23 protein-coding genes are annotated in these 24935 nt (G+C 72.0%); 5 read left to right on the top strand and 18 right to left on the bottom strand.

Annotated elements, in window-relative coordinates; genetic code table 11:
• Window positions 1-593 precede the first annotated feature (593 nt).
• The 4 genes from qcrB to ctaE form a co-directional block, all read right to left on the bottom strand.
• Window positions 594-2252 carry a cytochrome bc1 complex cytochrome b subunit gene (gene qcrB, locus RCG67_RS06335; protein ID WP_368825328.1) on the bottom strand — a complete coding sequence of 553 codons (1659 nt, stop codon included), beginning with the start codon at window positions 2250-2252 and terminating at the stop codon, window positions 594-596.
• The gene (gene qcrA / locus RCG67_RS06340; RefSeq protein WP_368825329.1) at window positions 2252-3346 is read right to left on the bottom strand and encodes a cytochrome bc1 complex Rieske iron-sulfur subunit; all 1095 of its coding nucleotides are present in this window, start codon (window positions 3344-3346) and stop codon (window positions 2252-2254) included. Before qcrA ends, qcrB begins: the two co-directional genes overlap by 1 nt.
• A gap of 73 nt (window positions 3347-3419) precedes the next feature.
• Window positions 3420-4211, bottom strand: coding sequence for a cytochrome bc1 complex diheme cytochrome c subunit (gene qcrC, locus RCG67_RS06345; protein WP_368825330.1), 792 nt, complete (start codon window positions 4209-4211; stop codon window positions 3420-3422).
• Window positions 4212-4270: 59 nt separating this feature from the next.
• Window positions 4271-4909 carry an aa3-type cytochrome oxidase subunit III gene (gene ctaE / locus RCG67_RS06350; protein ID WP_368825331.1) on the bottom strand — a complete coding sequence of 213 codons (639 nt, stop codon included), beginning with the start codon at window positions 4907-4909 and terminating at the stop codon, window positions 4271-4273.
• Between the two features lie 250 nt (window positions 4910-5159).
• Between ctaE and trpD the strand changes: the two genes are divergently transcribed.
• Complete coding sequence (gene trpD, locus RCG67_RS06355; RefSeq protein WP_368825332.1) at window positions 5160-6218, top strand: anthranilate phosphoribosyltransferase; 1059 nt, start codon at window positions 5160-5162, stop codon at window positions 6216-6218.
• A gap of 102 nt (window positions 6219-6320) precedes the next feature.
• Here the strand turns inward: trpD and RCG67_RS06360 are convergent, their stop codons facing one another.
• Both RCG67_RS06360 and RCG67_RS06365 read right to left on the bottom strand, forming a co-directional pair.
• Entirely contained in the window at window positions 6321-6599 is a 279-nt protein-coding gene (locus tag RCG67_RS06360; RefSeq protein WP_017833527.1) for an Lrp/AsnC family transcriptional regulator, read from the bottom strand.
• 51 nt (window positions 6600-6650) lie between these two features.
• On the bottom strand, window positions 6651-7067 hold the full coding sequence (locus tag RCG67_RS06365; RefSeq protein ID WP_368825333.1) for a DUF3054 domain-containing protein: 417 nt from the start codon (window positions 7065-7067) through the stop codon (window positions 6651-6653).
• A gap of 852 nt (window positions 7068-7919) precedes the next feature.
• Between RCG67_RS06365 and RCG67_RS06370 the strand changes: the two genes are divergently transcribed.
• Window positions 7920-9314 carry an alanine racemase gene (locus RCG67_RS06370; protein ID WP_368825334.1) on the top strand — a complete coding sequence of 465 codons (1395 nt, stop codon included), beginning with the start codon at window positions 7920-7922 and terminating at the stop codon, window positions 9312-9314.
• Window positions 9315-9324: 10 nt separating this feature from the next.
• Here the strand turns inward: RCG67_RS06370 and RCG67_RS06375 are convergent, their stop codons facing one another.
• Window positions 9325-9699: a hypothetical protein gene (locus RCG67_RS06375; RefSeq protein ID WP_368825335.1), complete on the bottom strand. Its 375-nt coding sequence runs from the start codon at window positions 9697-9699 to the stop codon at window positions 9325-9327.
• A 258-nt stretch (window positions 9700-9957) separates the two neighbouring features.
• Here RCG67_RS06375 and RCG67_RS06380 point away from each other — a divergent pair, with 258 nt between their 5' ends.
• The 3 genes from RCG67_RS06380 (at window position 9958) to RCG67_RS06390 (ending at window position 12209) form a co-directional block, all read left to right on the top strand.
• Window positions 9958-10449 (top strand): NfeD family protein, encoded by a 492-nt coding sequence (locus RCG67_RS06380; RefSeq protein ID WP_368825336.1) that lies wholly within the window; start codon window positions 9958-9960, stop codon window positions 10447-10449.
• A 64-nt stretch (window positions 10450-10513) separates the two neighbouring features.
• Window positions 10514-11638: an SPFH domain-containing protein gene (locus RCG67_RS06385; protein ID WP_368825337.1), complete on the top strand. Its 1125-nt coding sequence runs from the start codon at window positions 10514-10516 to the stop codon at window positions 11636-11638.
• 235 nt (window positions 11639-11873) lie between these two features.
• A complete protein-coding gene (locus RCG67_RS06390) occupies window positions 11874-12209 on the top strand; it encodes an RNA polymerase-binding protein RbpA (protein WP_058874915.1) in 336 nt (111 codons plus the stop codon).
• 84 nt (window positions 12210-12293) lie between these two features.
• Here RCG67_RS06390 and RCG67_RS06395 read toward each other — a convergent pair whose 3' ends face one another.
• The 11 genes from RCG67_RS06395 to RCG67_RS06445 form a co-directional block, all read right to left on the bottom strand.
• The gene (locus tag RCG67_RS06395; protein ID WP_368825338.1) at window positions 12294-13031 is read right to left on the bottom strand and encodes a polyprenol monophosphomannose synthase; all 738 of its coding nucleotides are present in this window, start codon (window positions 13029-13031) and stop codon (window positions 12294-12296) included.
• A gap of 197 nt (window positions 13032-13228) precedes the next feature.
• Window positions 13229-14917 carry an amidohydrolase gene (locus RCG67_RS06400; protein ID WP_368825339.1) on the bottom strand — a complete coding sequence of 563 codons (1689 nt, stop codon included), beginning with the start codon at window positions 14915-14917 and terminating at the stop codon, window positions 13229-13231.
• A gap of 58 nt (window positions 14918-14975) precedes the next feature.
• Complete coding sequence (locus tag RCG67_RS06405; RefSeq protein ID WP_368825340.1) at window positions 14976-17813, bottom strand: DEAD/DEAH box helicase; 2838 nt, start codon at window positions 17811-17813, stop codon at window positions 14976-14978.
• Window positions 17814-17884: 71 nt separating this feature from the next.
• Window positions 17885-18778, bottom strand: a complete 894-nt coding sequence (gene tatC / locus RCG67_RS06410; protein WP_368825341.1) for a twin-arginine translocase subunit TatC — start codon at window positions 18776-18778, stop codon at window positions 17885-17887.
• 135 nt (window positions 18779-18913) lie between these two features.
• Window positions 18914-19210, bottom strand: a complete 297-nt coding sequence (gene tatA / locus RCG67_RS06415; protein ID WP_368825342.1) for a Sec-independent protein translocase subunit TatA — start codon at window positions 19208-19210, stop codon at window positions 18914-18916.
• Complete coding sequence (locus RCG67_RS06420; RefSeq protein ID WP_368825343.1) at window positions 19203-19571, bottom strand: hypothetical protein; 369 nt, start codon at window positions 19569-19571, stop codon at window positions 19203-19205. Before RCG67_RS06420 ends, tatA begins: the two co-directional genes overlap by 8 nt.
• Window positions 19572-19594: 23 nt before the next feature.
• A complete protein-coding gene (locus RCG67_RS06425; protein ID WP_368825344.1) occupies window positions 19595-21670 on the bottom strand; it encodes a WYL domain-containing transcriptional regulator in 2076 nt (691 codons plus the stop codon).
• An 11-nt stretch (window positions 21671-21681) separates the two neighbouring features.
• Window positions 21682-22077 (bottom strand): FKBP-type peptidyl-prolyl cis-trans isomerase, encoded by a 396-nt coding sequence (locus RCG67_RS06430; protein WP_058874923.1) that lies wholly within the window; start codon window positions 22075-22077, stop codon window positions 21682-21684.
• Between the two features lie 108 nt (window positions 22078-22185).
• Window positions 22186-23145, bottom strand: a complete 960-nt coding sequence (locus tag RCG67_RS06435; protein ID WP_368825345.1) for an FKBP-type peptidyl-prolyl cis-trans isomerase — start codon at window positions 23143-23145, stop codon at window positions 22186-22188.
• A gap of 129 nt (window positions 23146-23274) precedes the next feature.
• Entirely contained in the window at window positions 23275-24720 is a 1446-nt protein-coding gene (pafA, locus tag RCG67_RS06440) for a Pup--protein ligase (RefSeq protein ID WP_368825346.1), read from the bottom strand.
• Window positions 24721-24725: 5 nt separating this feature from the next.
• Entirely contained in the window at window positions 24726-24935 is a 210-nt protein-coding gene (locus RCG67_RS06445) for a ubiquitin-like protein Pup (protein WP_058874926.1), read from the bottom strand.

The raw sequence follows: 24935 nt of genomic DNA on the forward strand, positions 1-24935 counted from the left end.
GCACGGGTCTGGCAGCCCTCGGGGCATTCCTCGGCCGGAGCCGGCGTCGGGTGTTCTCGTACTGGGCGCTGCTCCTGGTGGCCATCGGGGTCGCAGCAATGGTCGGCGTGAGCGCTGCCGGCGGTTTGGGAGAGGGGACCGGACGCTCCCTCCGGTGGGCAGTGCTCATCGTGGTGCCGTATGCCGCCGGCTGGCTGCTGGGGTGCATCGGCGCAGTCTCCGCAGCGCTCGAGTTCTTCCCCGCTTTCGTCCCAGGTCTCACGTTCGGCGAGACCGGTGAGTATTTGGCCCCCTTTTCAACCCGCCGCACTCGGGCGACATTCTTGCGGCCGGGCCGCCGGTCGTGCTGGGCGTGCTCGCGCCACGGTGTCGGCGGTCTGGTGCGGCCTGCGAGTTCGGCGTGCGTCCCGGCGGGCCTCTTGGGACGAGAGGGACAGGTCGAGCTTCCCGGTGCCGAGCAGCAGGACCCGAGCTGCTGCAAAAAGGAGCGGTGTACCCGGTAGCACGAACGGTTCCCCGTCGTAGACCATCCTGACGCGACAGGGCCCCGAGAGGAGTGATCCTCTCGGGGCCCTGTCAGAGGCGTCTGCCGCTCAGCGCACGAGCTCCCGGTCCTGGGAGCCCGTCGTCAGGGCTTCGGGCTCGTGGTGGTGCGCCGCCTCGAGCTCGGCGGGGGTGACGGGGGCGACACGGTCCTCGAAGAAGAAGCGGCTGATCCGCTCGCGCGTCTTCTCGGTGCGCGTGATCTTGCCCTTGGCGTTCGGCTCCGCCGGCTTCACCTCATAGTTGGGCATGTTCACCAAGCGGTAGCGCTTGTACTCGTCGAGCGGCTCGTGCACCTCGATGAACTCACCGTGGGGGAGCTGCTGCACCCGCCCGGTCTCGCGGCCGTGGAGGACGATTTCCCGATCCTTGCGCTGCAGCGCGAGGCAGACCCGCCGCGTGATGATGAAGGCCAGGATCGGCCCGAGGAAGTACAGGGCGCGCAGCCAGTACAGCACGTCGTTGACCGCCAGTTGGAAGTGCGTGGCGATGAGGTCACCAGCGCCCGTCACCAGCTGGACCGTGTAGAAGGTCACACCCGCCGCGCCCATCGCCGTGCGGAACGGCGCGTTGCGGGGACGGTCGAGAATGTGGTGCTCCCGGTCGTCCTTGGTCACCCACCGCTCGATCCAGGGCCACGCCGCCATCAGGCCGAAGAGCACCGCGAGGGGCATCATCGGCAGCAGCACGTTCATCGGGATCGCCATGCCCCAGAAGGTCCACTCCCAGTTGAACGGCCAGGTGCCGGGCATCAGACGGACGGCGCCGTCGGTGAAGCCCATGTACCAGTCGGGCTGGGAGCCGGCCTGCACGGGGGACGGGTCGTACGGTCCGTAGTTCCAGACCGCGTTGATGGTGGTCGTGGCCGCCATCAAGGCCATGATCCCGAACACGATGAAGAAGAACCCACCGGCCTTCGCCGCGTAGATCGGTCCCACGGGGAAGCCGACGACGTTGTTCTCGGTGCGGCCCGGACCGGGGAACTGGGTGTGCTTGTGCACCACGACCATGAAGAGGTGCACCACGATCAGCAGCAGGATGACGGCCGGGATGACGAGCACGTGAAGGATGTAGAGGCGAGCGATGATGTCGTGGCCGGGGAACTCGCCGCCGAACAGGAACATCGAGAGGTAGGCGCCCACGATGGGCATGGCTTTCAAGATCGCGTCGGCGATGCGCAGTCCGTTGCCGGAGAGCACGTCGTCGGGGAGGGAGTAGCCGGTGAAGCCGGCGACGATCGCGAGCAGGAACAGCGCGACGCCGACGAGCCAGTTCAGCTCGCGCGGCCGGCGGAAGGCACCCGTGAAGAACACACGGAGCATGTGCACGGACACGGCGGCCGCGAACACCAGCGCGGACCAGTGGTGGATCTGGCGCAGGAAGAGACCGCCGCGGATGTCGAACGAGATGTCGAGGGTGGACGCGTAGGCCGCGGACATCTCGACGCCCTGCATCGGCACGTAGGATCCCTCGTACTCCAGGGCCGCCATCGACGGCTCGAACCACAGAGCCAGGAACGTGCCGGAGAGCAGCAGGATGACGAAGGTGTACAGCGCCACCTCGCCGAACATGAAGGACCAGTGGTCGGGGAAGATCTTCCGCCCGAACTCCTTGACCATCGGCGACATGCCCATGCGGGTGTCGACGAAGTTGGCGATCCGGCCGGTGCCCGTCTGGGGCTTGTACTCGTAATCAGTGGACGTGGACATCAGTTCGCCTCACCCTGCATCTCTTCGACATGGGTACCGCGCTGCGAGTAGGTCGGACCGACCGGCTCCTGGAAATCGCTGCGAGCCACGAGGTAGCCCTCGTCGTCCACAGTGATCGGCAGCTGGGGAAGGGGCCGGGCGGCCGGCCCGAAGATGACCTCGCACTCGTTGGCGAGGTCGAACGTGGACTGGTGGCACGGGCACAGCAGGTGGTGCGTCTGCTGCTCGTAGAGCGCGACCGGGCAGCCGACGTGCGTGCAGACCTTCGAGTACGCGAAGATGCCGTCGACGTTCCAGTCGGCCTTCTCCGGGGACACGTTGACCGTCTCCGGGTCGAGGCGCATGAGCAGGACCACGGCCTTGGCCTTCTCGTCGAGGTAGCCCTCGTTGTGCCCGATGCCGCTCAGATTCTCGGGGAGCACGTGGAAGGTGGACCCCAGCGTGACGTCCGAGGCCTTGATGGGCGTGCCGGAGGGATCGCGCACCAGACGGATCCCTTCGTCCCAGAGGGTTTCCTTGAGGACGTCCAGGTTCGTCGGGCCGAGATCCCGGAGGAGGCCGACGAACGGCAGGGGAGCGAGCACCGCCGCACCGATGAGGGTGTTGCGCAGCAGGGGCCGGCGCTTGATCCCGGACTCGTCGTAGATCGTGGTCAGGATGCTCTGCGCCTCGGCGCGCTGCTCCTCCGTGCGCACCGCGTGCCGGCTCTCGACCAGCTCGTGGTCCGGCATGAGGGTGCGGGCCCAGTGCACGACGCCGAGGCCGATGCCGAACATGCCCAGCGCGATGCCCAGGCCGAGCAGCAGGTTCTGCAGCTGCAGCGCGCGCGTGGGCTCGGTGTTCGTGACGTCGTAGATGGGACCGTCGACGCGGATGCCGAAGTATCCGACGAAGAACAGGATCGATCCGACGATCGAGAGCAGGAACAGCAGGACGACCTGCCGTTCGGCGCGCTTGGCGGCCGAGGAGTCGATGTCCGTCAGGCGCGGGCTGTGCGGGGGCAGTCCGGGGTCGGGGAAACGCTCCATTGCCGTGGTGCCCGTGGTGGCAACGGTTCCCGACTGGTGGGGAGTGCCGTCACTGTGGCTTCCCATGTGGTCCCTCATTCTTCTCTTGGTGCAGTTGATCGTAGCTTCGGGGTCCGACATTCGCTGTCGGCACGGGGCGTCAGGCGGAACGCGAGGTGAGCCAGACGGTGAACCCGATGATGACGGCGAGCCCGATGGTCCAGACGAACAGGCCCTCCGAGACCGGGCCGAGGGCGCCGAGGCCGAAACCGCCCGGGTTCGGGCTGTCCTCGAGGGTCTTCAGGTAGGTGATGACGTCGCGCTTCTCCTCCGGGGTGATGTTCGCGTCGTTGAACACCGGCATGTTCTGCGGGCCGGTCTGCATGGCCTCGTAGATGTGCTTCTCCTCGACGTCCATCACGGAGGGTGCGTACTTGCCGCGGGTCAGCGCGCCACCGGCACCGGCGGCGTTGTGGCACATGGCGCAGTTCGCGAGGAAGACCTTCGCACCGTTGGCGGCGTTGCCCTGGGTGACGTCCAGGTACTGCTCCTCGGGAATCCCCGGGCCGGGTCCGAAGGTCGCGACGTAGGCGGCGAACTGGCGGACCTGCTCGTCGTTGAACTGGACCGCCTTGTCCGCGGCCTGCGGCCCGTTGGCCTGCATGGGCATGCGGCCGGTGCCGACCTGGAAGTCGACGGCGGCGGCACCGACGCCCACGAGCGACGGACCGGACGGCGTCCCGGCGCCGTCCAGGCCGTGGCAGGTCGAGCAGTTCGCGACGAACAGCTTCTCGCCCTCCTCGATGTCCTGCGCCGTGTAGGACTCGGTCTGGGCCTTGGCCTCGTTGGTGGTGGTGGCGACTGCGTAGAGCCCACCGCTGAGGAGCAGGGCCAGGACCATCAGTACGAGGACTGCAAGAGGGTGGCGCCGCTGCTGCGAAAGTGCCTTCACGTCAAACGTTCCTTTAACTCGGTGTTGGTTTGCTTGGTGCGTCCTCGGGACGGCGCGTCCTATTTGAGGAAGTAGACCACGAGGAACAGCACGATCCAGACGACGTCCACGAAGTGCCAGTAGTAGGACACGACGATCGCGGAGGTCGCCTCGAAGTGGCCGAAGCGCTTGGCGATGAAGGCGCGGCCCATGATGAACAGGAACGCGATGAGGCCGCCGGTCACGTGCAGCGCGTGGAAGCCCGTGGTGATGTAGAAGGCGGAGCCGTAGGAGTTGGCCGGGATGCTGATGCCGTGGGCGACCAGCTCGGCGTACTCGAAGGCCTGCACCGCCACGAAGACCGCGCCCATGATGAAGGTCAGGGCGAACCACTCGATCATTCCCCACCGGCGGACGTCGAAGACGCCGCCGGCGCGGCGGGGCTGGAGCCGTTCGGCCGCGAACACGCCGAACTGGCAGGTCACCGAGCTCAGCACCAGGACGATGGTGTTGGCCAGGGCCAGCGGGATGTTCAGCTTGGCGGACTCCTCGGCCCAGAGCTCCGGGGCGGTGGAGCGCAGGGTGAAGTACATGGCAAAGAGGCCGGCGAAGAACATCACCTCGGAAGAGAGCCACACGATGGTGCCCACTGAGGTCAGGTTGGGCCGATTGATCGACCCGCCTACCGGCTTGGCTGGGGTATGGGTTGCAGTCGTCACAGAGACATTATGTCGCCAAAACAGCCGGTGGACCAACCAGGAGGAGGTCGGGCGGTTCGCGTGTCCGGTGCCCGCCCCCGTCCGTGACCAGGTCGTGCGGCGTCCGCGCACCGCCGGGGCCCGCGCCGCCGGGGTTGTGCGCGCCGCCGCGACGGCACTGTGATCCCTGCCACACGGCCTCGGCGCGGGACGCCGAGGCGGCCGGGAGACCGTTCCGGCGGGTCCGGCGCCGGGCGATACGATCAGGAGCGTGAACACGACGACATCGACGACCGCACCGAACCTCGAGTGGCCGGACCTGATCACGGCGCTGATCTCCGGGGCCGACCTGACCCGCGACCAGGCCTACTGGGCCATGGACACGATCATGTCGGGCGAGGTGTCCGACGTCGTGATCGCCGGTTTCCTCGTGGCCCTGCGGGCGAAGGGGGAGACGGTCGAGGAGCTGACCGGACTGGCCGACGCGATGGTGGGCAACGCGCGGCCGGTCGACATCCCCGGTCCGGCCCTGGACATCGTCGGGACCGGCGGCGACCGGCTCTCCAGCGTGAACATCTCGACGATGTCGGCCCTCGTCTGCGCGGGCGCCGGTGCGAAGATCGTCAAGCACGGCAACCGCGCGTCGTCGTCGAAGTCCGGCTCCGCCGACGTCCTGGAGGCCCTCGGGGTCCGGCTGGACCTGCCGGTCGAGATGGTCGAGTCCGCGGCCGAGCACGTGGGCATCACCTTCCTCTTCGCGCAGACCTTCCACCCGTCGATGCGGTTCGCGGCGGCGGCCCGCGCGCAGCTGCGGGTGGCCACCGCCTTCAACTTCCTCGGACCCATGACGAACCCGGCGCGGGTCGAGGCCTCGGCCGTCGGCGTGGCCGATCCCGCGCTGGCGCCCCTGATCGCGGGTGTCTTCGCGGCCCGCGGCGACCGCGCCCTCGTCTTCCGGGGCGCCGACGGCCTCGACGAGCTCACCGTGACCGCGCCCTCCCAGGTGTGGGAGGTGCGCGGCGGGCGGATCGACCGGCACGACCTCGAGCCGCTCGACCTCGGCATGCCACGGGCCACCATCGAGGACCTGCGGGGCCAGGACGCGCGGTACAACGCGGGCGTCGTCGAGCAGGTCCTGGCGGGGGAGAAGGGGCACGTGCGCAACGCCGTGCTGCTCAACTCGGCCGCCGGGCTCGTGGCCTTCGACCCCACCGCGGAGGGGTCCTTCCAGGACCGGATGGCCGCGGCGGTCCGGCGTGCCGAGGAGTCCGTGGACAGCGGCGCGGCCCGCGCCGTGCTGGACCGCTGGATCGCCCACACCGCGCGCTGAGGCACTCCGCCGGCGGAGGGCCGACGACGAAGGCCGGTGAGGTGCTCCCTCACCGGCCTTCTGCTGTCCGCGCCCCCGCCGCCGGCACGGGCGCCGGCACGGTCAGTCGATGCCGAGGGAGAAGGCCGCCTCCAGGTCGTGCTTGCTGTAGGTCCGGAACGCGATGTTGGTGTTCGTGCCCACGACGCCCTCGACCTTGGAGAGGCGGTCCGCGATGACGTCGGCGAGGTCCTCGTGCCGGTGCACGCGCACCATCGCGATCAGGTCCCAGTCGCCCGTCACGGAGTACACCTCGCTGATGCCGGGGATGTCGGAGATCTGCTCGGCGACCTCGGGGATCCGGTCGGCGGAGGTCTTGATGAGGACGATGGCGGTGAGCATGGAGCACCTTTCTCGAGGACGGCGCCGGCGGGGCCGGCGGAACGGGGAGGATCAGTCCGGGCGGCGGGCACGGGCCCGGCGGAGCACGAGGACCAGGGCGCGGTGACCCAGCAGGAGGACGCCGAGCACCACGAGCGTGACCACGACGAAGCTCGCCGCCGTGCCCTCGCCGACGGCCAAGCGCAGGCCCATGCCCACGGCCACGGTCGTCAGCCACAGTGCGACGCCCCGGGGCCAGACGCCGAAGGGATTGCGGTGCACCTGCCACACGAGCCAGCCGAGCAGCAGTCCGGCCAGGAACGGCCACGCCGTGCTCAGCAGGCCGGCGGCGTCCAGGGCGTGCGTCCTGCGGCCCAGTCCCGCGAAGAGCAGCACGAGCAGCACGTCCGCCGCCAGCGCCCCGATCCATCGGCCCGGGACCGCGGCGCGCTGCTCGGGGAGGGCGGTGTGAGGAGCCGACGTGTGCATGCTCGCAGTCTAGTGCGGGCCCGGCAGGCCGCCGTCCATGCCCGTCATAGTCTCAGGTAGACGTTGAGACGTGAAGGATGCGCGCAGACAAAGTCTCAACCTTCGACCAGTGGTCGATCATCTCTGCGGAGCCCGGGCCGCAGCGCGGCCCGCCCGATCCGGAAGCCCCGGGGAGCCCATGTCCTTGCTCAGGGGTGACGCGCAGGAGCTGTGCCGGAGAGGGTCGGCTCCAGTGGCGGATCGGGCGCTCGGCCGGGTGTCGGCGGCGTCTCCACCGGGTCGTGCGCAGGGTGGTACAGAAGACCCCGGAATGCGCTGGAGGGGAGCGCTCGCTCCGCGCTACTTTACATAATGTCGATTATCGGCGTTACAGGAAGGGGTCGTCAGGAGGCGGCGCACCGTCGTCGTGCTGCCGATCCGGGCCGCCGTCGTTGCCGCACCGCACTCGGACGCCGTCGTGGACGGTTCCACTCGCTGGAGAAGCCCGGCCGCGACGCCGGGCGCCGCGCCGTCGGCGTCAGCGGCGGCAACGGGACCAGCTGCGCCGGAGCCGTCTGCGCCGAGGTGCTGTGCGGACGAACCGCACCGGATGCGCAACCAAGTGTGCCGCCTCGACGTCCGCGGTGCCGACGGAACGGTCCGGCTGCGGATCTCCCAATGTTGCGCCGTCGGACGCCGGGCTTGTGGCCACTTGTGGGGAAAAGCCGTTGGTGACCGGCCTCGGGCCGTCGCCGGCCGATACGCTCGCCGTGGCCGAGCTGGATTAGCGTCGGCAAACACATGCTCGAGGGAAGGACCTCTGTGGGACGACAGAACTGTGTGATCGCGCCGGACGGCAGGGGGCACCGACTGGTGACGTCCGTGCTGGCCCTGTCGGTGCTGGCCCTCGCGGGCTGCGCGCAGGACGCCGGTGCGGACGCGCCTCCCGCGGTTTCCTCCGGCTCGGTCGCCCTCTCCCCCTCGCACGGCGGGCTGCAGGGCGGGAACCTGGTCCTGGCGGACACCGGTGGGGACACCGACGGGCCGGTCACCGTCCGCTTCGGCGAGGAGGAGGTCGAGTGCGAGTTCGACGACCGCTCGTCCCGCCACGCCTGTGTGGCGCCGGCCCGCGGCACCCCGGGCACGGTCGAGGTCTCCTTCGCCGCCGGCGGGAGCGACGTCGGCGAGAAGACCGCCTACACCTACACGACGCAGGGCACGCAGGACATCCCCCTCCTGACCGTGGACACGGAGACGGTGCGGCGCAACGCCGAGGCGATCCGGGCGGACTTCCCGTCGGACGTCCAGCTGGGCGCGGTGCTCAAGAACGGTGAGCCCGTGGACGTGTTCGGGAAGGTCATCGAGGACGCGGCCGACGTCGACTACGTCTTCGTGCCCAAGCTCGACGACGCCATCGCCCTGCGCGAGGCCGGTGTCGAGGCGAAGATCGCCGTGCTCTACGTGGCGCAGGTCGAGGACATCCCGCTGCTGATGCACTACGACGTCGAGGTCGCCGCGACCGACCCCGCGTGGGTCGAGGCGGCGGAGCAGGTGCTCGCGACCACCGGCGGAGCGCTGAAGGTCCACCTGTGGGTCGACACCGGGATGGGGCGCGAGGGCGTGGTGCCCGAGGAGGCCCTCCCCCTGGCCCAGGCCATCGAGGACGCCCCGCACCTGGAGCTCGCCGGCATCGCCACGCACTTCTCCACCGTCACCGCGGACGACGGGGCCGCCATCGAGCGCAACGACACGGCCAACACCACGGTGGCCCAGAAGAACCGCTTCGACGGCGCGGTCGCCTCCATCCGGGACGCCGGTCTCGGGAAGGACGCCCTGATCCACGCCGGGGCCAGCGACGTGCTCGACCACGAGATCGACCCGCTCTACTACGACCTGCTGCGGATCGGCGGCATGTTCTTCGCGAGCAGCCCCCCGGAGGAGCGTCTCTACTCCTGGACCACGGAGCTCGCCCAGGTCAAGACGCTCCCGGCGGGCTGGTGCATCGACTACGGGTGCACCGAGCCCACCACTGCCCCCAAGAAGGTCGGCCTGATCAACCACATCCCGTCCCGCGAGAACGAGCTGACGTACACGGTCGGCGGCAAGCAGGTCCCGGTGCTGCTCGACCACGGCACGGTGCTGACCCTGGACCTGTCCGAGGTCCCGGACGCGGCCTCCGGGGACGAGGTCACCATCGACTTCAGCGCGGAGGCCTTCCACATGCTCGACGCCACGGCACCGCTGCCGGTGACGACCTCCGGCGGGTGACCCGCGCCGGTCAGGGGCGGCCGGGCGCGGGCCCGGCCTCGTGGTCCAGCACGAGGTCGGCGTGGAAGCTGCTCGCCAGTTCGCGGGTGCGGGCCGCCCGGCGGGCGGAGGCGCCCGGCGGAACGGTGAGGTCCACGTAGACGACGGGCCGGCCGTGGACGGCCTCCAGTCGGGCGCGCAGCGCCTCCGCCCGGTCGTCGCCGGGGGCGCAGCGCCCCGTGCCGAGCAGGACGAAGGCGCGCTCGAAGTCGGGCTCGGCGGCGAGTCCGCGGGTCAGCACGGCGGGCAGCCGCGACTGCAGCGCGGAGAGCCCGACCACGGCGGTCGCCGTGCCCGCGAGCCAGGCGCCGGCGGCGGAGACCGCCACCGAGGTGATGAGCTTCATGGTTCTCCTCCTCCCGCGTGCCCGGCGGGTGTCGGCCCGGCACCGGAACGGATGGACGGGCGGTGGCTGGCTGCGCCACCGAGGACTCCGGTGGCACCACCGTAGAGATCCCAACGCCGCCGGAACAGCGCCTATTCCGGGGACGCCCGCCGGTGCCCGGACGCCACGCCGGTCCGGCGCCGTGTCGGAGCCGTGGGGCACAATTGGAGCAACGGCGAGGTTGTCCTCGCGGAGGCGGACGAGAGGCCGGGAAAGATCATGTGGGAGTGGCTCGTCGAGAACGCGTGGGTCATGTGGCTGATCGCCGTGATCGCCCTGGCCGCCATCGAGATGCTCACCCTGGACTTCCTCTTCCTGATGATGTCCGCCGCCGCGCTGCTCGCCTTCGCGGTGAGCTGGGTGACGGACGACTTCGTGATTCAGGTGGTCACGTTCGCCCTGGCCTCGGTGCTGCTCATCTTCGTGGTGCGTCCGGTCGCCCTGCGCCGCGTCAACCGCTCCACGCCCGAGACCGTGTCCAACGCCGCCCGGCTCATCGGCCTGCCCTGCCAGGTGCTGGACCCCGTCACCGGTCGCAGCGGGCTCGTGCGGCTGGAGGGCGACACCTGGAGCGCCCGCTCGGTCACCGGCGAGCAGCTCCCGCCCGGCACCGACGTCTTCGTCCACGACATCGAGGGCGCCACCGTCCTCGTGGCCCCGTACCCCGCACCGGCCGCCGACGGCGGGCCGGCGCCGCGCCCGTCCTTCTGAGCCCACCGACCGCTCCGGCGCCGCCGCCGGGGCGGTCCCATCGAGACCCCTGAGAGAGGCACCCGTGGACCTAGCCGTCATCGTCCTGCTCGCCGTCCTGGTCGTCCTGGTCGTCATCATCCTGGTGAGGTCGGTGCGGATCATCCCGCAGGCGCGGGCCGGCATCGTCGAGCGCCTCGGCAAGTACCAGAGCACCCTCACGCCGGGGCTGCACTTCCTCATCCCGTTCGTGGACCGTCTGCTGCCCCTGATCGACCTGCGCGAACAGGTGCAGTCCTTCCCCGCGCAGTCCGTCATCACCGAGGACAACCTCGTGGTCGGCATCGACACGGTCGTCTACTTCCAGGTCATGGACCCGCGGGCCGCGACCTACGAGATCGTCGACTACATCCAGGCCGCCGACCAGCTGACCTCGGCGACCCTGCGCAACGTCGTGGGCGGGCTGAACCTCGAGGAGGCGCTGACCTCCCGCGACAAGATCAACGCCGAGCTGCGCGGGGTCCTGGACTCCACCACGGGGCGCTGGGGCATCCGGGTGTCGCGGGTGGACATCAAGGAGATCACTCCCCCGCCGTCGATCCAGGACTCGATGGAGAAGCAGATGCGCGCCGAGCGGGAGCGACGCGCGGTGATCCTCACGGCCGAGGGCGACAAGCAGTCGCGGATCCTCATGGCGGAGGGCCAGCGGCAGGCGGCCATCCTCTCGGCGGAGGGCGAGGCGAAGGCCGCGATCCTGCGCGCCGACGGCGAGGCGCAGGCCATCCGGAAGGTCTTCGACTCGATCCACCGGGCCCGCCCGACGCAGAAGCTGCTGGCCTACCAGTACATCCAGACCCTGCCGAAGGTCGCCGAGGGCAGCGCCAACAAGGTGTGGATGATCCCCGCCGAGCTCGGCGACGCCCTGCGCGGCGTGGGCGAGTTCCTCTCCCGGCCGGACGAGGACGGCCGTGGTCCCCACGGGAGCTGGTCGGACGACGACGAGCCGGAGCCCGGGCCGGAGCCCGCGGACGAGCCTCTCGTGACGCCCGACGCGGTCCGGGTCACGGAGGAGGATCTCCAGCCCAACCTCGAGCGCACCACGGTGGACCCGGACGAGTTCACCATCCCCCGCCCCTCGAGCATCGACCCGGAGGCCCCCGTGCGCCTCGACGACCCGACGCCCCCGCAGGACGGCCCGGCGTCCCGCTAACCCGGCGGACCGCTCCGGGTCGGACAGTCGCCCCGGGAGCAGCACGGGGCACACGCGCGGGGACATCACCGCGAACATCCCGGTGGACATGACGCCGGACATCGCACGGGAGATCCCGGGGAACATCCCCGGAGGCCCGTGCGTTGCACCCAACGGATCCCGGGTCCCGGACCCGCCGTCAGCCCGAGCGTGCGCCACTGCCGTGGCCACCGTCAGTTATGGAGGAACCACCACTATGAGCGACCGCAGCCTCAGGGGAATGCGTCTGGGCTCCCAGTCCATGGAGACGGAGGCCGGTGTCGAGCCGGCCCCGCGCCAGCGCGTCGAGTACCGCACCGCGGACGGCGAGAAGGTCACGGTGACGTTCGCGGCGGAGGCCGAGATCCCGCCGGTGTGGGTGTCGAAGACCGGCAAGGAAGCGATCATCGTCAACGGCGAGAAGCCGGAGAATCCCAACGAGAAGCACCAGCGCACGCACTGGGACATGCTCCTGGAGCGGCGCAGCGTGGACGAGCTGGAGGAGATCCTCGCCCAGCGCGTCGAGTTCTACCGGGAGAAGCACGCGCTCTGAGTTCCGTACGCGCCGGACGTGCGGAGGGCCCCACCCGTCGGGTGGGGCCCTCCGCACGTTCCGGGCGGTGCGCCGGCCGGGAGGTCAGCGCCGGGTGAGCTTGCCCGCGAGGGTCTTCGCGCGGGCGGTCAGACCCCACTGCGCGACGCGCACGACGGCCTCCCGGGTCACGTCCGGGCTCATCTTGGACTCCCCCTCGGCGCGCTCCACGAACGTGATGGGCACCTCGACGACGTTCAGCCCGGCCCGCTCGGTGCGCCAGCCGAGGTCGATCTGGAAGCAGTAGCCCTTGGAGTCCACGGTCTCGAGGCCGATCCGCTCGAGGGTCCCGCGGCGGAAGGCCCGGTAGCCGGCGGTGATGTCATGGATCCGGGAGCCCAGGAGGGTGCGGGCGTAGAGGTTGCCGCCGCGGGAGAGCAGCTGGCGCTGCAGGGGCCAGTTCACGGTGCGCCCGCCGGGCACGTAGCGGGAGCCGATGGCGAGGTCCGCGCCGCGCTCCACGGCGTCCAGCAGCAGCGGGAGCTGCTCGGGCTGGTGGGAGCAGTCGGCGTCCATCTCGACCAGGACGTCGTAGTCCCGGGCGAGGCCCCAGCGGAACCCGGCGATGTACGCGGCCCCGAGGCCTTCCTTGCTGGTGCGGTGCAGGACGTGGATGTTCGCGTCCGCGGCCGCCATCTCGTCGGCCAGGCGGCCGGTCCCGTCCGGGCTGTTGTCGTCCACCACCAGCACGTGCCCGTCCGGGACGGCCTGGCGGAGCCGGTCCATCACGGTCGGCAGGGACTCGTGTTCGTTGTAGGTGGGGATGACGGTCAGTACGCGCACCGGGGTCGTTCCTTTCGAGGGCTCACCTGCGACACCACAGGGCAGGCTCCCTCGCCTTCGGACCAGTCCGGCCCTGAGGGGATGCCGGCCTGTTTTCTAAGGACGAGCGAGCCCACCCGGCAGCAGTTGCCCAGCCTATCCTGCCCCGTGCCCGCGACCAACACGCCCCGGCCGCGTCCCGGCGGGCGCCGAGGGGCTCAGAAGCCGGCGGAGCGGTAGAGCTCCACGCCGTCGAGCACGGTCTGGCGGCACACGGGCAGGGACGTGCCGTCCAGCGCGGGCAGCAGCGGGGTGCGGGCGCGCGGGTCGGTGCTCCAGGCGGAGCCGGTCCCCTCGGCCTGCTGCACCATGAGGGCCTCGACGTCCCAGACGGCGAACGTGGCCGGGGTGCCCGGCGCGAGCTGGCCCTGCATGGGGTCGGGGTGCCGGGCGGCCCGCCACGCGCCCCGGGTGGAGGCGAGGAACGCGGCCCGGGCGGAGATCCGCTGCTCCGGGTCGTGGTGCTGGAGGCAGGCCCGGACGGTCTCCCACGGGGACAGCGGCACCACGGGGGCGTCGCTGCCGAGGGCCACGGGCACCCCGGCGCGGTAGAACGAGGCCATCGGGTTCATCGCGGCCGCCCGCGCGGCGCCGAGGCGCTGCTCGTAGAGCCCGCCCGGCCCGCCCCACGCGGCGTCGAAGCCGGGCTGCACGGAGACGGTCACCGCGTGGCGGGCGAGCCGCTCGATGCCCTCGGGGTCGATCATCTCGGCGTGCTCGAGGCGGTGGCCCGCGCTGCGCAACGCCCGCTCCCCCACGAGCTCCTCGGCGCGGTCGAGCCCGTCGAGGACGATGTCCATCCCGGCGTCCCCGATGACGTGGAACCCGCCCTGCAGGCCGGCCTCCGTGGTCGCGGCGAGGTGGGCGGACACGGCCTCGGCGTCGAGGTAGCGGTCGCCGCGGTCGTCCGGGGCGTCGGCGTAGGGAGCGCGCAGTGCCGCGGTGCGGGAGCCCAGGGCGCCGTCGACGCACAGGTCCCCGGCCAGGCCCACGAGCGACTCCCTCGGCTGCACGGCCCGGCCCAGCAGATCGGCCAGGGCGGTGTCGAAGCGCTCCGCCACCGCCCGCGCCTCCTGGGCCGTGGCCGCGAGCTCGCCCCGGTAGGGCAGCACCCGGGGCGTCGGGCCCTCGGCGCCGACCCCGTGGTTGGCGAGGGCCGTCAGCCGGACGAGGTCCTCGAACGGGGCGACCTGCTCGGCGTTGGCCTCCACCAGGGCCACGTAGCCCTGGGACGCGGCGTGCCGCAGCGCCAGCCGGTGCAGCTCGGCGCGGCGCCCGGCGTCGAAGCCGAGGGCCGCGGCGCGCACGCGGTCGTGGGCCCGGTTCTCGACCCGGCCGTCGCCGAGCCATCCCTCGACGCCGGCGAGGCCCAGCCGCCGGGCCAGGGACGAGGACACCACCCCGGAGTGGACGTCGATCCGCGTCAGGTAGACCTCGCGCCCCCCGGCGGCCCGGTCGAGCTCCTCGGCCGTCGGCGCCCGCCGCTCCGGCCACACGGACTCGTCCCACCCGGAGCCCAGGACCGGGCCGGCGCCCGTGCGCGCGGCACCGGCCACGGCCTCGAGCACCTCGTGCAGGGAACCGGCGGCCGCGAGGTCGAGGCTGGACAGCGCCAGCGCGGTCTCCGTCACGTGCACGTGGGAGTCCACGAAGCCGGGGGCCAGCAGCCGTCCGTCGAGGTCGACCACGTCCATCGAGGAGTCCTGCAGGGACCGCGCGGCCTCCTCGGAGCCCACCCAGGCGACGCGGGCGCCGTCGACCAGCAGGGCCGTGGCGAACGGGTCGGCCGGGCTGTAGACGGAGCCGTTGCGGTAGAGGACGGGACGGGCGGGGGCGGTGGTGCTCACGGGTCTCCTGTTCGGGGCGGCGGTGCAGGCGGAAGGGCGGGGCGAGGGACGGTGCCGCTCAGTCCTCGAACGCGGAGTGCGCCACGACGCCGCGGCGCACCAGAGCGATCGCGCGCTGGCACTGGGCGCGCGTGCCGGCGTCGAGGAGGTCGATGCCGGCGAGCTGGTCGAGCATGTCGATCACCTGCTTGGCCCAGCGCACGAAGTCGCCCGCGGCGAGCTCCGTGCCGGACAGCGCCGTGCTCAGGGTCGCGCCGCGGGCCCAGAGGTACATCGGTTCCACGAGCCCGAACTCGGGCTCCGCGGTGGCCGGCAGGTGGTGCTCCTGCTCGCGGTCGGTGAGCCGGGACCAGTTGCGCACCACGGTCTGCGCGGCGCGGTCCATGGCGGCGGACGGCAGGACGGGCTGGATCCCCTGCTCCTCGCGCTTGGCCTGGTAGACGAGCAGGGTCACGAGGCCCGCGGTGGCGGCGGGATCGAGGTTCTCGAGGAATCCTTCGCGCAGGCTCAGGGCCAGCAGCAGGTCCCGGTCGCCGTAGATCCGCCGCAGCTGCTCCCCGGCGTGCGTGGGCCGGACCTCTCCGTCCGGGAGGGTCTCGAGGTAGCCGAAGGAGTCCAGCACCTGGGAGACGCGGTCGAAGGTCTTGGCGATCGTGTTGGTGCGGCTCTCGATCTGCCGCAGCAGCCCGTCGGTGTCCCGGCGCAGGGTCCACCAGCGCTCGGCCCAGCGGGCGTGGCTCTCGCGGTCCGAGCAGCCGTGGCAGGGGTGGCCGCGCAGCGCCTTGCGGACCTCCGTGATGCGCCGCTCGGCCGCGCTGGTGCCGCGGTCGAACTGGATGGTGTGCCCCCGGCCGCCGCTCCGCGGGGGCCGGTGCTCGTGCAGGGCGTTGCGCACGGACGAGGCGAGGTCGCGCCGCTCCTTGGGGGTCCTGCCGCTGAAGTGCTTGGGGATCCGGATCCGGGACACCGGCTCGAGGGGGCCGTCAAGGTCCTGCGCCCCCACTCGGCGCAGCTGGTGGTCCAGGGTGAGGATCGAGGGGCGGGGGTCGTCCCGGTTGGGGTCGGTGGACAGGATCACGGCGTAGCCGGCGTTGCGCCCGCGGGGGATCTCCACGACGTCCCCGGGCAGCAGGTCGTGCAGCGAGGCGACGGCGTCCGAGCGGCGCCGCCGGGAGCCGGCCTTCTCCTCGGCGCGCTCGAGGTCCTTGAGCTCCCGGCGCAGGGCGGCGTACTCGGAGAAGTCCCCGAGGTGGCAGGTCATGGCCTCCTCGTAGCCCCTGAGGGACTCCTCCTGGGAACGGACCCGGCGGGCCAGGCCCACCACGGAGCGGTCGGCCTGGAACTGCGCGAAGGAGGACTCGAGGATCTTGCGGGAGCGGAAGGCGCCGAACTGGGCCACCAGGTTCACGGACATGTTGTACGTGGGCCGGAAGCTCGAGTTCAGCGGGTAGGTGCGCTTGGAGGCGAGACCGGCGACGGCGTGCGGGTCCATCCCGGGCTGCCACAGCACCACCGCGTGGCCCTCGACGTCGATCCCCCGGCGCCCGGCGCGGCCGGTGAGCTGGGTGTACTCCCCCGGCGTGATGTCCACCCGGGCCTCGCCGTTGAACTTGTCGAGCTTCTCGAGCACCACGGAGCGGGCGGGCATGTTGATCCCCAGCGCCAGGGTCTCCGTGGCGAAGACCGCCTTGACGAGCCCGTCGGCGAAGAGCTGCTCCACGAGCTCCTTGAACGCGGGCAGCATCCCCGCGTGGTGGGCGGCCACGCCGCGCAGCAGGCCGTCGCGCCACTCGTAGAAGCCGAGGACGTTGAGGTCCGCGGCCTCGAGCGAGGCCGCGGTCTCGGCCACCCGGGCGCGGATGGTCTGCTGCTCCTTCTCGTTGGTCAGCCGGATGTCGGCGGTGACGCACTGCTGCACGGCGGCGTCGCAGCCGGCGCGGGAGAAGATGAACGTGATGACGGGCAGCAGCCCCTCGGCGTCGAGCCGGCGGACGAGCTGCGGGCGGGACACCCGGCGGGTCTCGGGGTTCGGCCGGAACCCCTCGCCGCCGTTGCGCCGGGAGAACCGGTCGCGGGACCGGCCGCCGGGACCGCGCCCGCCCCGGCGCCCGCCGCGCGGGTGCTCGGCGCGGGCGAGCTGGAGCAGCTCGGGGTTGACCTCGGGCTCGTCCCGGCCGGGGCCCCCGAGCCGCTCGGCGGCCTCCTCGACCGTGGTGTCGTCCACGAACAGGTCGAGCAGCCGTCCGCCCACCTGGACGTGCTGCCACAGCGGGACGGGGCGGTGCTCGGAGACGACCACGTCCGTGTCCCCGCGCACGGTGTCCAGCCACGCCCCGAACTCCTCGGCGTTGGAGACGGTCGCGGACAGGGAGACCAGCTGGACGCTGTCCGGCAGGTGGATGATGACCTCCTCCCAGACGGCGCCCCGGAAGCGGTCGGCGAGGTAGTGCACCTCGTCCATGATCACGAAGCCCAGGTTCAGCAGGGTCGGCGAGTCCGCGTAGAGCATGTTCCGCAGGACCTCGGTGGTCATCACCACGACGTCCGCCTCGGAGTTCACGGAGGTGTCCCCGGTGAGCAGCCCGACCCGCTCGGCGCCGAAGGCGCGGGAGAACTCGTGGAACTTCTGGTTGCTGAGCGCCTTGATGGGGGTCGTGTAGAAGGCCTTCTGCCCGCGGGACAGGGCCAGGTGGACGGCGAACTCCCCCACCACGGTCTTGCCGGCGCCGGTCGGGGCGGCGACGAGCACACCCCGGCCCTCCTCGAGGGCCCCGCAGGCGGTCGCCTGGAAGTCGTCCATCTCGAACTCGAGCCGGTGCTGGAACGCGGCGAGCTCGGTCCTCGCGTGGGCGGCCCGCTGCTTGGCGGCCAGGTATCGGTCGGCGTAGGAGGACATGCGTCCACCCTACTGCGCGGTCCCGGCCCGGGAGGGCCCGCCGGCGGCCCGTTCGCGACGGGCCGAGCGGATCAGGCGCGGGACCCGTCCCCGGCGTCGCGGCCGAGGCGTCCGAGCTCGTCGGCGGGGGTCGCGACGTCGGCCGCGGCACCCGTGCCCGCCGCGAGCCGGGCCTCCTTCCGGGCCCGCCGGCGGTCCAGGAGCAGGCACAGCCCGACCGCCACGAAGAAGAGCGTGAGCAGCGGCACCGCGAGGTAGAACATCGTCATCGGGTCCGGTCCCGGGGCGGCCATCGCGGAGACCACCATCACCAGGACCACGACGATCCGCCAGCTCTTGAGCACCGTGCGCCCGGAGAGCACCCCGAGCATGTTCAGGCCCACCAGGAACACCGGCAGCACGAAGGCCACGCCGAAGGTGAGGATGAGCTGCAGGAAGAACCGCAGGTACACGTCCGCGGAGATGAAGTTGGTGCCGCCCGCCGGGGTGAACGCGGTCAGGGCGTAGACGGCCGTCGGCAGGGTGAGCACGGCGACCGCGACCCCGCCCAGGAAGAGCGGGACGGCCGCGGCCAGGAAGCCGACCGCGTAGCGGCGCTCGGTCCGGTGCAGGGCCGGTGTGACGAACGCCCAGAGCTGGTAGAGCCACACGGGGCTGGCCAGGACCAGGCCGAGCACCAGGGAGACCTCCACCATGATGTTGAAGGACGAGCCCACGGCCGAGTAGTTGATGGAGGCCTCGCTGCCCTCCGCCGAGGCCAGCCGCTGCAGGGGCTCGGTGATGTAGCCCATGAACGGGATGTACAGGAAGAACCCGCCGACCATGCCCAGGACGGTGGCCACCGCGGACTTGATCAGCCGGTTGCGCAGCTCCCGCAGGTGCTCGGCCAGGGCCATCTGCGCCTGCGGATTGGCCTTGCGCGCCGAGCGGCGCTTCTGGGGGCCGCGGGGGGACTGCGAGGACATGGGGACCTTCGGGACGTCGGGGCCGCACGGTGCGCCGGGGCCGGTCGGGCGGTCCGTCCCCGGCCGGGGACGCGGACCGCGGAGGCGGCGCGCACCGGCGCGGAGCGGGGAGCCGGAGGGGGACGGTGGGCCGGGTCAGGCCGGAGGGTGGCCGGGGCGCTGCTCCGGGTCGCGCGGGGCGTCCGTCCCGGGCGACCCGGGGGCACGGTCCGGGGTCACGTCCTGGCCTGACTCCACGGGCTTGCCGTCGATGACCACGTCCGAACCGCCCGGCTGGTCGTCCTTCTTCATCTCCTTCACCTCGGACTTGAAGATGCGCAGCGACTGGCCGAGGCTGCGGGCCATGCCCGGGAGCTTGGGCGCGCCGAACAGCAGCAGGATCACCAGCAGGATGATCAGGATCATGAAGGGGCTGTCGAAGAGCCTACCCATTGAACATTCCTTTCCGTTCAGCCCGGCGGATGTCGCTGATCCGCTGCGGCTGGCCCATGCGGTCCTTGCGCTCGATGCGGCGTCTCAGACGGGCGGTTTCTCGTTGGTCACGGCCGACCCGGTAGTCGGCCACGGCTTGCCCCACCGGCGTGAACAGGGCCGGGTCCGGCGCGGCCCGCACGGGGCGCTGCACGCCGGCGGCGGCGTCGTCCCAGCGCTGGGCGAACTCCCCGGCCACCGTCTCGGTGTCCCGGAGCAGGACGAGGAAGGTCCGGGCCAGCCGCCACAGCATCAGTCCGAGGAATGCCGCGCCGAGCAGGACGAGGACCGTCCACAGCAGGACCCAGGACCACCAGAGCATGTCCTCCAGTATAGGCGGGCGGCTCAGGCCGGCTCGGACGTCCCGTAGGCCCGGAGCGCAGAGTTCACCCAGAGTTCCACCTGCGCCACGACGTCGTCGGGCCCGGCCACGGAGAGCTGGCCGCCGTAGCGGGTGACGAGCGCGCACACGGCCTCGACCGTCTGGAACCCGATGAGCGCGGCCTCGTGGTCGGCGGCCGGTCCGGTGCGGGCGCCGCCGGGGAGCCGGACCACGGCCGTGCGGGAGGCGTGGTACTGGTCGGCGATCCACCGGCTGCGCCGGTCGGTGACGAGCACGACCTCCACCGTGTCCGGGGTGCCGGGGGCGGGCGGGGCCGCGGCGGCGGCCTCCTGGGCGGCCGGGCGCTCCCCCGCCGGCCCGGCGTCCTCGACGGCGGAGATCCGGTCCAGCCGGAAGTTGCGCATCCCCTCGGCGTCCAGGCACCAGGCGCGCACGTACCAGTGGGTGTTGGAGGAGAACACCTGGACCGGGTCGACGACCCGCTCCGTGAGCTCGTCGCGGGACGGGACCACGTAGCGGATCCGGATCCGGCGGCGCTGCTCCACGGCGCGGCGGACCGCTGCCATGACGTCGTCGAGGGCGGGCGCTGGGGTGTCCGTGATGGGCCGGGCGCCCACGGCGTTGGCGAGCACCCCGGCGTCCCCCGCCGCGCCGGCGACCTTCGCGATCGTGGAGGCCACCGCCTCGGAGTCCCCGCCGGGCACGGTGCGCAGCGTCTGCAGGCCCACGAGCAGCGCGGAGGCCTCGGGCTGGGTGAGGCGCACGGGGTCGGAGAGCTCGTCCGCGTTGGAGAGGTAGACGTGGCCGTCGTCCCAGGACGCGTCGATCAGCTGGTCCGGCATGTGCCCGGGCTTGCCGCACACGAACAGGGTGTTGAGGTCCGCGATGAGCTCCTGGTCGGTGATCCCGAAGCGGCGGGCGGTCTCCTCGAGCTCCGCGCCCTGGTGGGCGTAGACCCAGCGGACGATCTCGAGCAGCCGCGAGAGGTGGTCGGCGGTGGAGAGCTTGTTGCGCGTGCCCTTGCGGGACTTGAGGCTCCAGTCGACCGGCACCCCGCGGAACCGGGCCACGGCCGTCTCGGCGCTGCGCAGCCGGCGCACCACGGCGGCGCGCACCTCCGCCTGCATCGTGGGCGCGGTGCCGTCCCCGTCCCGGGGCACGACGACGCCGGGGCCGGCCGCGGCGATCTCCTCGGCGAGGATCTCGGTCTCCGCGAAGGGGATGTGCAGCCGGTCCCAGTGCTCGACGCCGTCCCCGGCGCCGACGCCCGCCTCCTGCCGGGAGGCCATGCGGCGCAGCATGTGCGCGTGGCCGGGCCGGGCGAGCACCTCCACGGTGCGCGCGGGGGCGTGGGAGACCATGTGGGAGAGTGCCTCGTTCATGGAGAAGTGCTCGGGCGGGTCGAACTCCTTGCGGGTCACCGTGACGTCGGACATGATCCGCGAGAGCCGGAACGTGCGCGAGTCCTTGCGGTCCAGGTCCCAGCCGACCACGTACCAGTTGCCGTAGCGGGAGCCGATCCCCCACGGCCTCAGCCGCCGGGTGGTGAGCTGGTCGGTGCTGCGGGCCAGGTAGTCGAAGCGCACCTCGCGGTGGCGCACCACGGCCGAGAGCAGCGGCTCGAAGGACGGCTCGTGGGCGGTGAGGGTGGGCTGCAGCAGCGGCGGGGCGTCGTCCTCCGGCAGTCCCCCGATGGCGGGCTCGAGCTTGCGCAGGGCGCGGTGGGCGAGCTCGCCGAGGGAGGCGTCCGTCCAGGCGTTGGCCGCCAGGGCCAGCACCGCGGACTCCTCGGCCGTGAACTGCAGGGGCGGGAGGGTGAAGGAGCCGCGCGGGATCCGGTAGCGGTGGCCGTGCGTGTCGTCGGGGAACAGAGGGTCCTCAGAGACCTCCTCGATGGGGTAGCCCAGATCGCGCAGCTCCGCCTTGTCGCGCTCGAACATGCGCTCGAACGCCTCGTCGGACGCGGACTCCGCGTACGACGGAACGGCCTCCCGGAGCTCGGCGCGGGTGTACCCGCGGTCGCGGGAGACCAGGGCGATGAGCAGGTTGAGAAGCCGCTCCGTCGATCGGGCTGCCATCGGCTGGGTCCTCAGCGCACGTCCAGGAGGTCCACCACGAAGATCAGCGCCTCGTCGGGTCCGATGACCCCGCCGGCTCCCCGGGAGCCGTAGGCCTGGTCCGAGGGGATCTCCAGGCGGCGGCGGCCGCCGACCTTCATCCCGAGCAGGCCCTTGTCCCAGCCCTCGATGACCTGGCCGATGCCCACGGTGAAGTCGAGGGGCTGGCCGCGGTTCCACGAGGCGTCGAACTCCTCGCCGGCGGAGAACGTCACGCCCACGTAGTGGCAGGAGATCTGCTTGCCGGGGGTCGCCTCAGCGCCGGTGCCCTCCACGAGGTCCGTGATGACGAGCTCGGTCGGCGCCTCCCCCTCGGGGAAGTCGATCTCGGGCTTGCTGCGGTCGAGCTTGCGCTCTCCGAAGGACATGGGTGCTCCTGTTCGTCGGGTCGTCGACGGTCGGTCGTCGGGAACGGCGGGGCACGAGGCCCCCCGGGGGGGCTCGCGCCCCACCGGGCCACCCTATCCGACTGGGGGCTACTCCCCGGTCGCGGAGGGCGACGGCGAGGCGGAGGGCTCCTCCTCGGCCGGTGCCTCGGGGGTGTCCACGGCCGCGAGGATGTCGACGACGAAGAGCAGGCTGCCGGCCGGGTAGTCCGAGTCCTCGCCCAGGTCCTTCTCCGTGCCGTAGGCCTGGCCGACGGGCACGGACAGGACCACGCGGGAGCCCTCCTTCTTGCCCTTCAGACCCTCCTGCCAGCCCTCGATGACGTTGGCGAGCGGGAAGGACGCGGGGGCGCCGTTCTCGTAGGAGGAGTCGAAGGTCTCGCCGTCGGACCACTTCACGCCCACGTAGTTCGCGATGACGGTGTCGCCCTCGGCGACCTCCTCGCCGTCGCCCTCGACGAGGTACTCGGAGACGAGCTTCTTCGGGGCCTTGCCCTCGGGCTTCGCCACGGACGGCACGCCCTCGTCGTTCTCGGTGATCTCCGGCAGGCCGCGGGGGCTGTCCTGCATCTCGCCCTCGATCTCGGTGGGGATCTTCCGGACGACCTCGTAGACCTCCACGGAGGTCGACTCGTCGCCGGCGGCCCCGGCGGTCTCCGGGGAGGAGTACGCGATGATCGCGCCCTCCTTGGCGCCCACCAGCGCGTCGTACATCTCCGGGATCTGGTCCTTGAGCTCCTGCTCGAGCTGGAGCACCTGGCCGGCGCCGCGGGAGTAGGTCTCGCCGATCGAGGTGCCGTCGGAGCCCTTGAACAGCGCCGCCTGCAGGAGGATGGTGTCGCCCTCGGCGATCTCCTCCCCCTCGCCCTCGCGCAGCTCCTTCGCGCCCGCCTCCTCGGCGTTGAGGGGGGTCTCGAAGGTGACCGACGGGGCCGTGCCCGGGTCCGGTTCGTTGCTGAGCTCGACGGAGTCGACGCCGGGCCCGGAGCAGCCCGCGAGGACGAGCGCCAGGGTCAGGGCGGCACCGGAGGTGGTCAGGGTCTTTCGCACGGGTAGCTTCCTCAAGGGGTCGGGCCGGGTGGGGGCACGCGGAACGGACGGCACGGGGCAGGACGGCGACCAGCCTAGTGCAGGGCGCTGGACGTTGACTGGACGGGGGCCACGGGGGCCCGCCGCGGCTCAGACCACGGGGGCGTCCCCGTGGGCGTCCCCCGCGGTGCCGGGCGCGGCGAGGCCGGCCACCAGGGCGTCGGCCTCGGGGTTGTCCACGGCGAACGGGTCCTTGCACAGCACCGTGCGCTGGGTGCGGTCGTTGACCTTCAGGTGCACCCAGTCGACGGTGTAGTTGTGCCCGGACGCGACGACCGCGTCGATGAACCGGCCGCGCACGGCGGCCCGGGTGGCGGGCGGGGTCCGGGCCGCCTCCCGGACCCGCTCGTCGGGGACGAAGGTCGCCGCGCGTCCCCGGCGCTGCAGGAGGTTGAACAGCCCCCGATCCGGGGCGGTGTCGTGGTAGGCCAGGTCCAGCTGCGCCATCCGGGGCGCCGAGAGGTCCAGGCCGTCGCGGGCGGCGTAGCCGTCGAGGAGCTTCTTCTTGATCGCCCAGTCGATCTCCGTGTCCACGGCGGAGGCGTCCTGGCGGTCCACGGCGTCCAGGGTCCGCTCCCACAGGTCCAGCACCCACGGCACCCGGTCGTGGTGGGCGCCCTCGCGGTCCACGAACCGGTGCACGGACTCCAGGTGCTCGCGCTGCAGGTCCAGGGCGGAGCGGCGGGTGCCGTCGGCCAGCGGCACCGGGCGGGTGCCGGTGAGGTCGTGGGAGACCTCCCGCAGGGACCGCACCGGGTCCGCCATGGTGCGGTCGGGCAGGATCTGCCCGGCCTCGATCATCCGCAGCACGAGGTCGGTCGTCCCGATCCGCAGCGCGGTGGTGGTCTGGGACATGGTCGAGTCCCCCACGATGACGTGCAGCCGGCGGTAGTGCTCGGCGTCGGCGTGCGGCTCGTCACGGGTGTTGATGAGGGGCCGGGAGCGCGTGGTGGCCGAGGACGAGCCCTCCCAGATGTGGTCGGCGCGCTGCGAGAAGGAGTAGCTGGGCGCCCCGGCGGCGTCCCCGACCCGCACGGCGCCGAAGTCCTCGGGTCCCGCGGGGTGCACCTTGCCGGCGCCGACGAGCAGCTGCCGGGTGACGAGGAACGGGATGAGGATCTGCACGAGCCGGGCGAACTCGGTGCGCCGGGCGATCAGGTAGTTCTCGTGCGAGCCGTACGAGTTGCCGCGCGAGTCCACGTTGTTCTTGAACAGGTACAGCTGCCCGGCCGTCCCCTGCTCCGCCAGGGCGTCCTGGGCCTGCCGCCGGAGGTCGTCGACGATCAGCTCGCCGGCCTTGTCCTGGGCCACGAGGTCCTCGAGCGTGGCGCACTCCGCGGTGGCGTACTCGGGGTGCGAGCCGACGTCGAGGTAGAGGCGTCCGCCGTTGGGCAGGAACACGTTCGAGGACCGGCCCCAGGCCACCACGGGCCGGAAGAGCGTGCGCGCGGCCTCCTCCGGGCTGAGCGGACGGGCGCCCGGGGCGCTGTGGGCGATGCCGAACTCGGTCTCGACCCCGTAGATCCTGCGGTCCATGGGGGCTACTGGCCGCCCTTCTGGACGAAGCCCTTCACGAACTCCTCGGCGTTGGACTCGAGCACGCCGTCGATCTCGGCGAGCAGGTCGTCGGTGCCGGCGGTGCCGGTCTGCGCCTGGGCGGCGGGGGTGCTGGGGGCGGGGGCGCCGGGCTCGGGGAGCTCGGTCTCCTCGCGGCGCTGGGCGCCGGTGCCGAAGATGCGTTCCTGGGCCAT

This window comes from Kocuria cellulosilytica, assembly GCF_040981245.1.
Classification (GTDB): Bacteria; Actinomycetota; Actinomycetes; order Actinomycetales; family Micrococcaceae; genus Kocuria; species Kocuria cellulosilytica.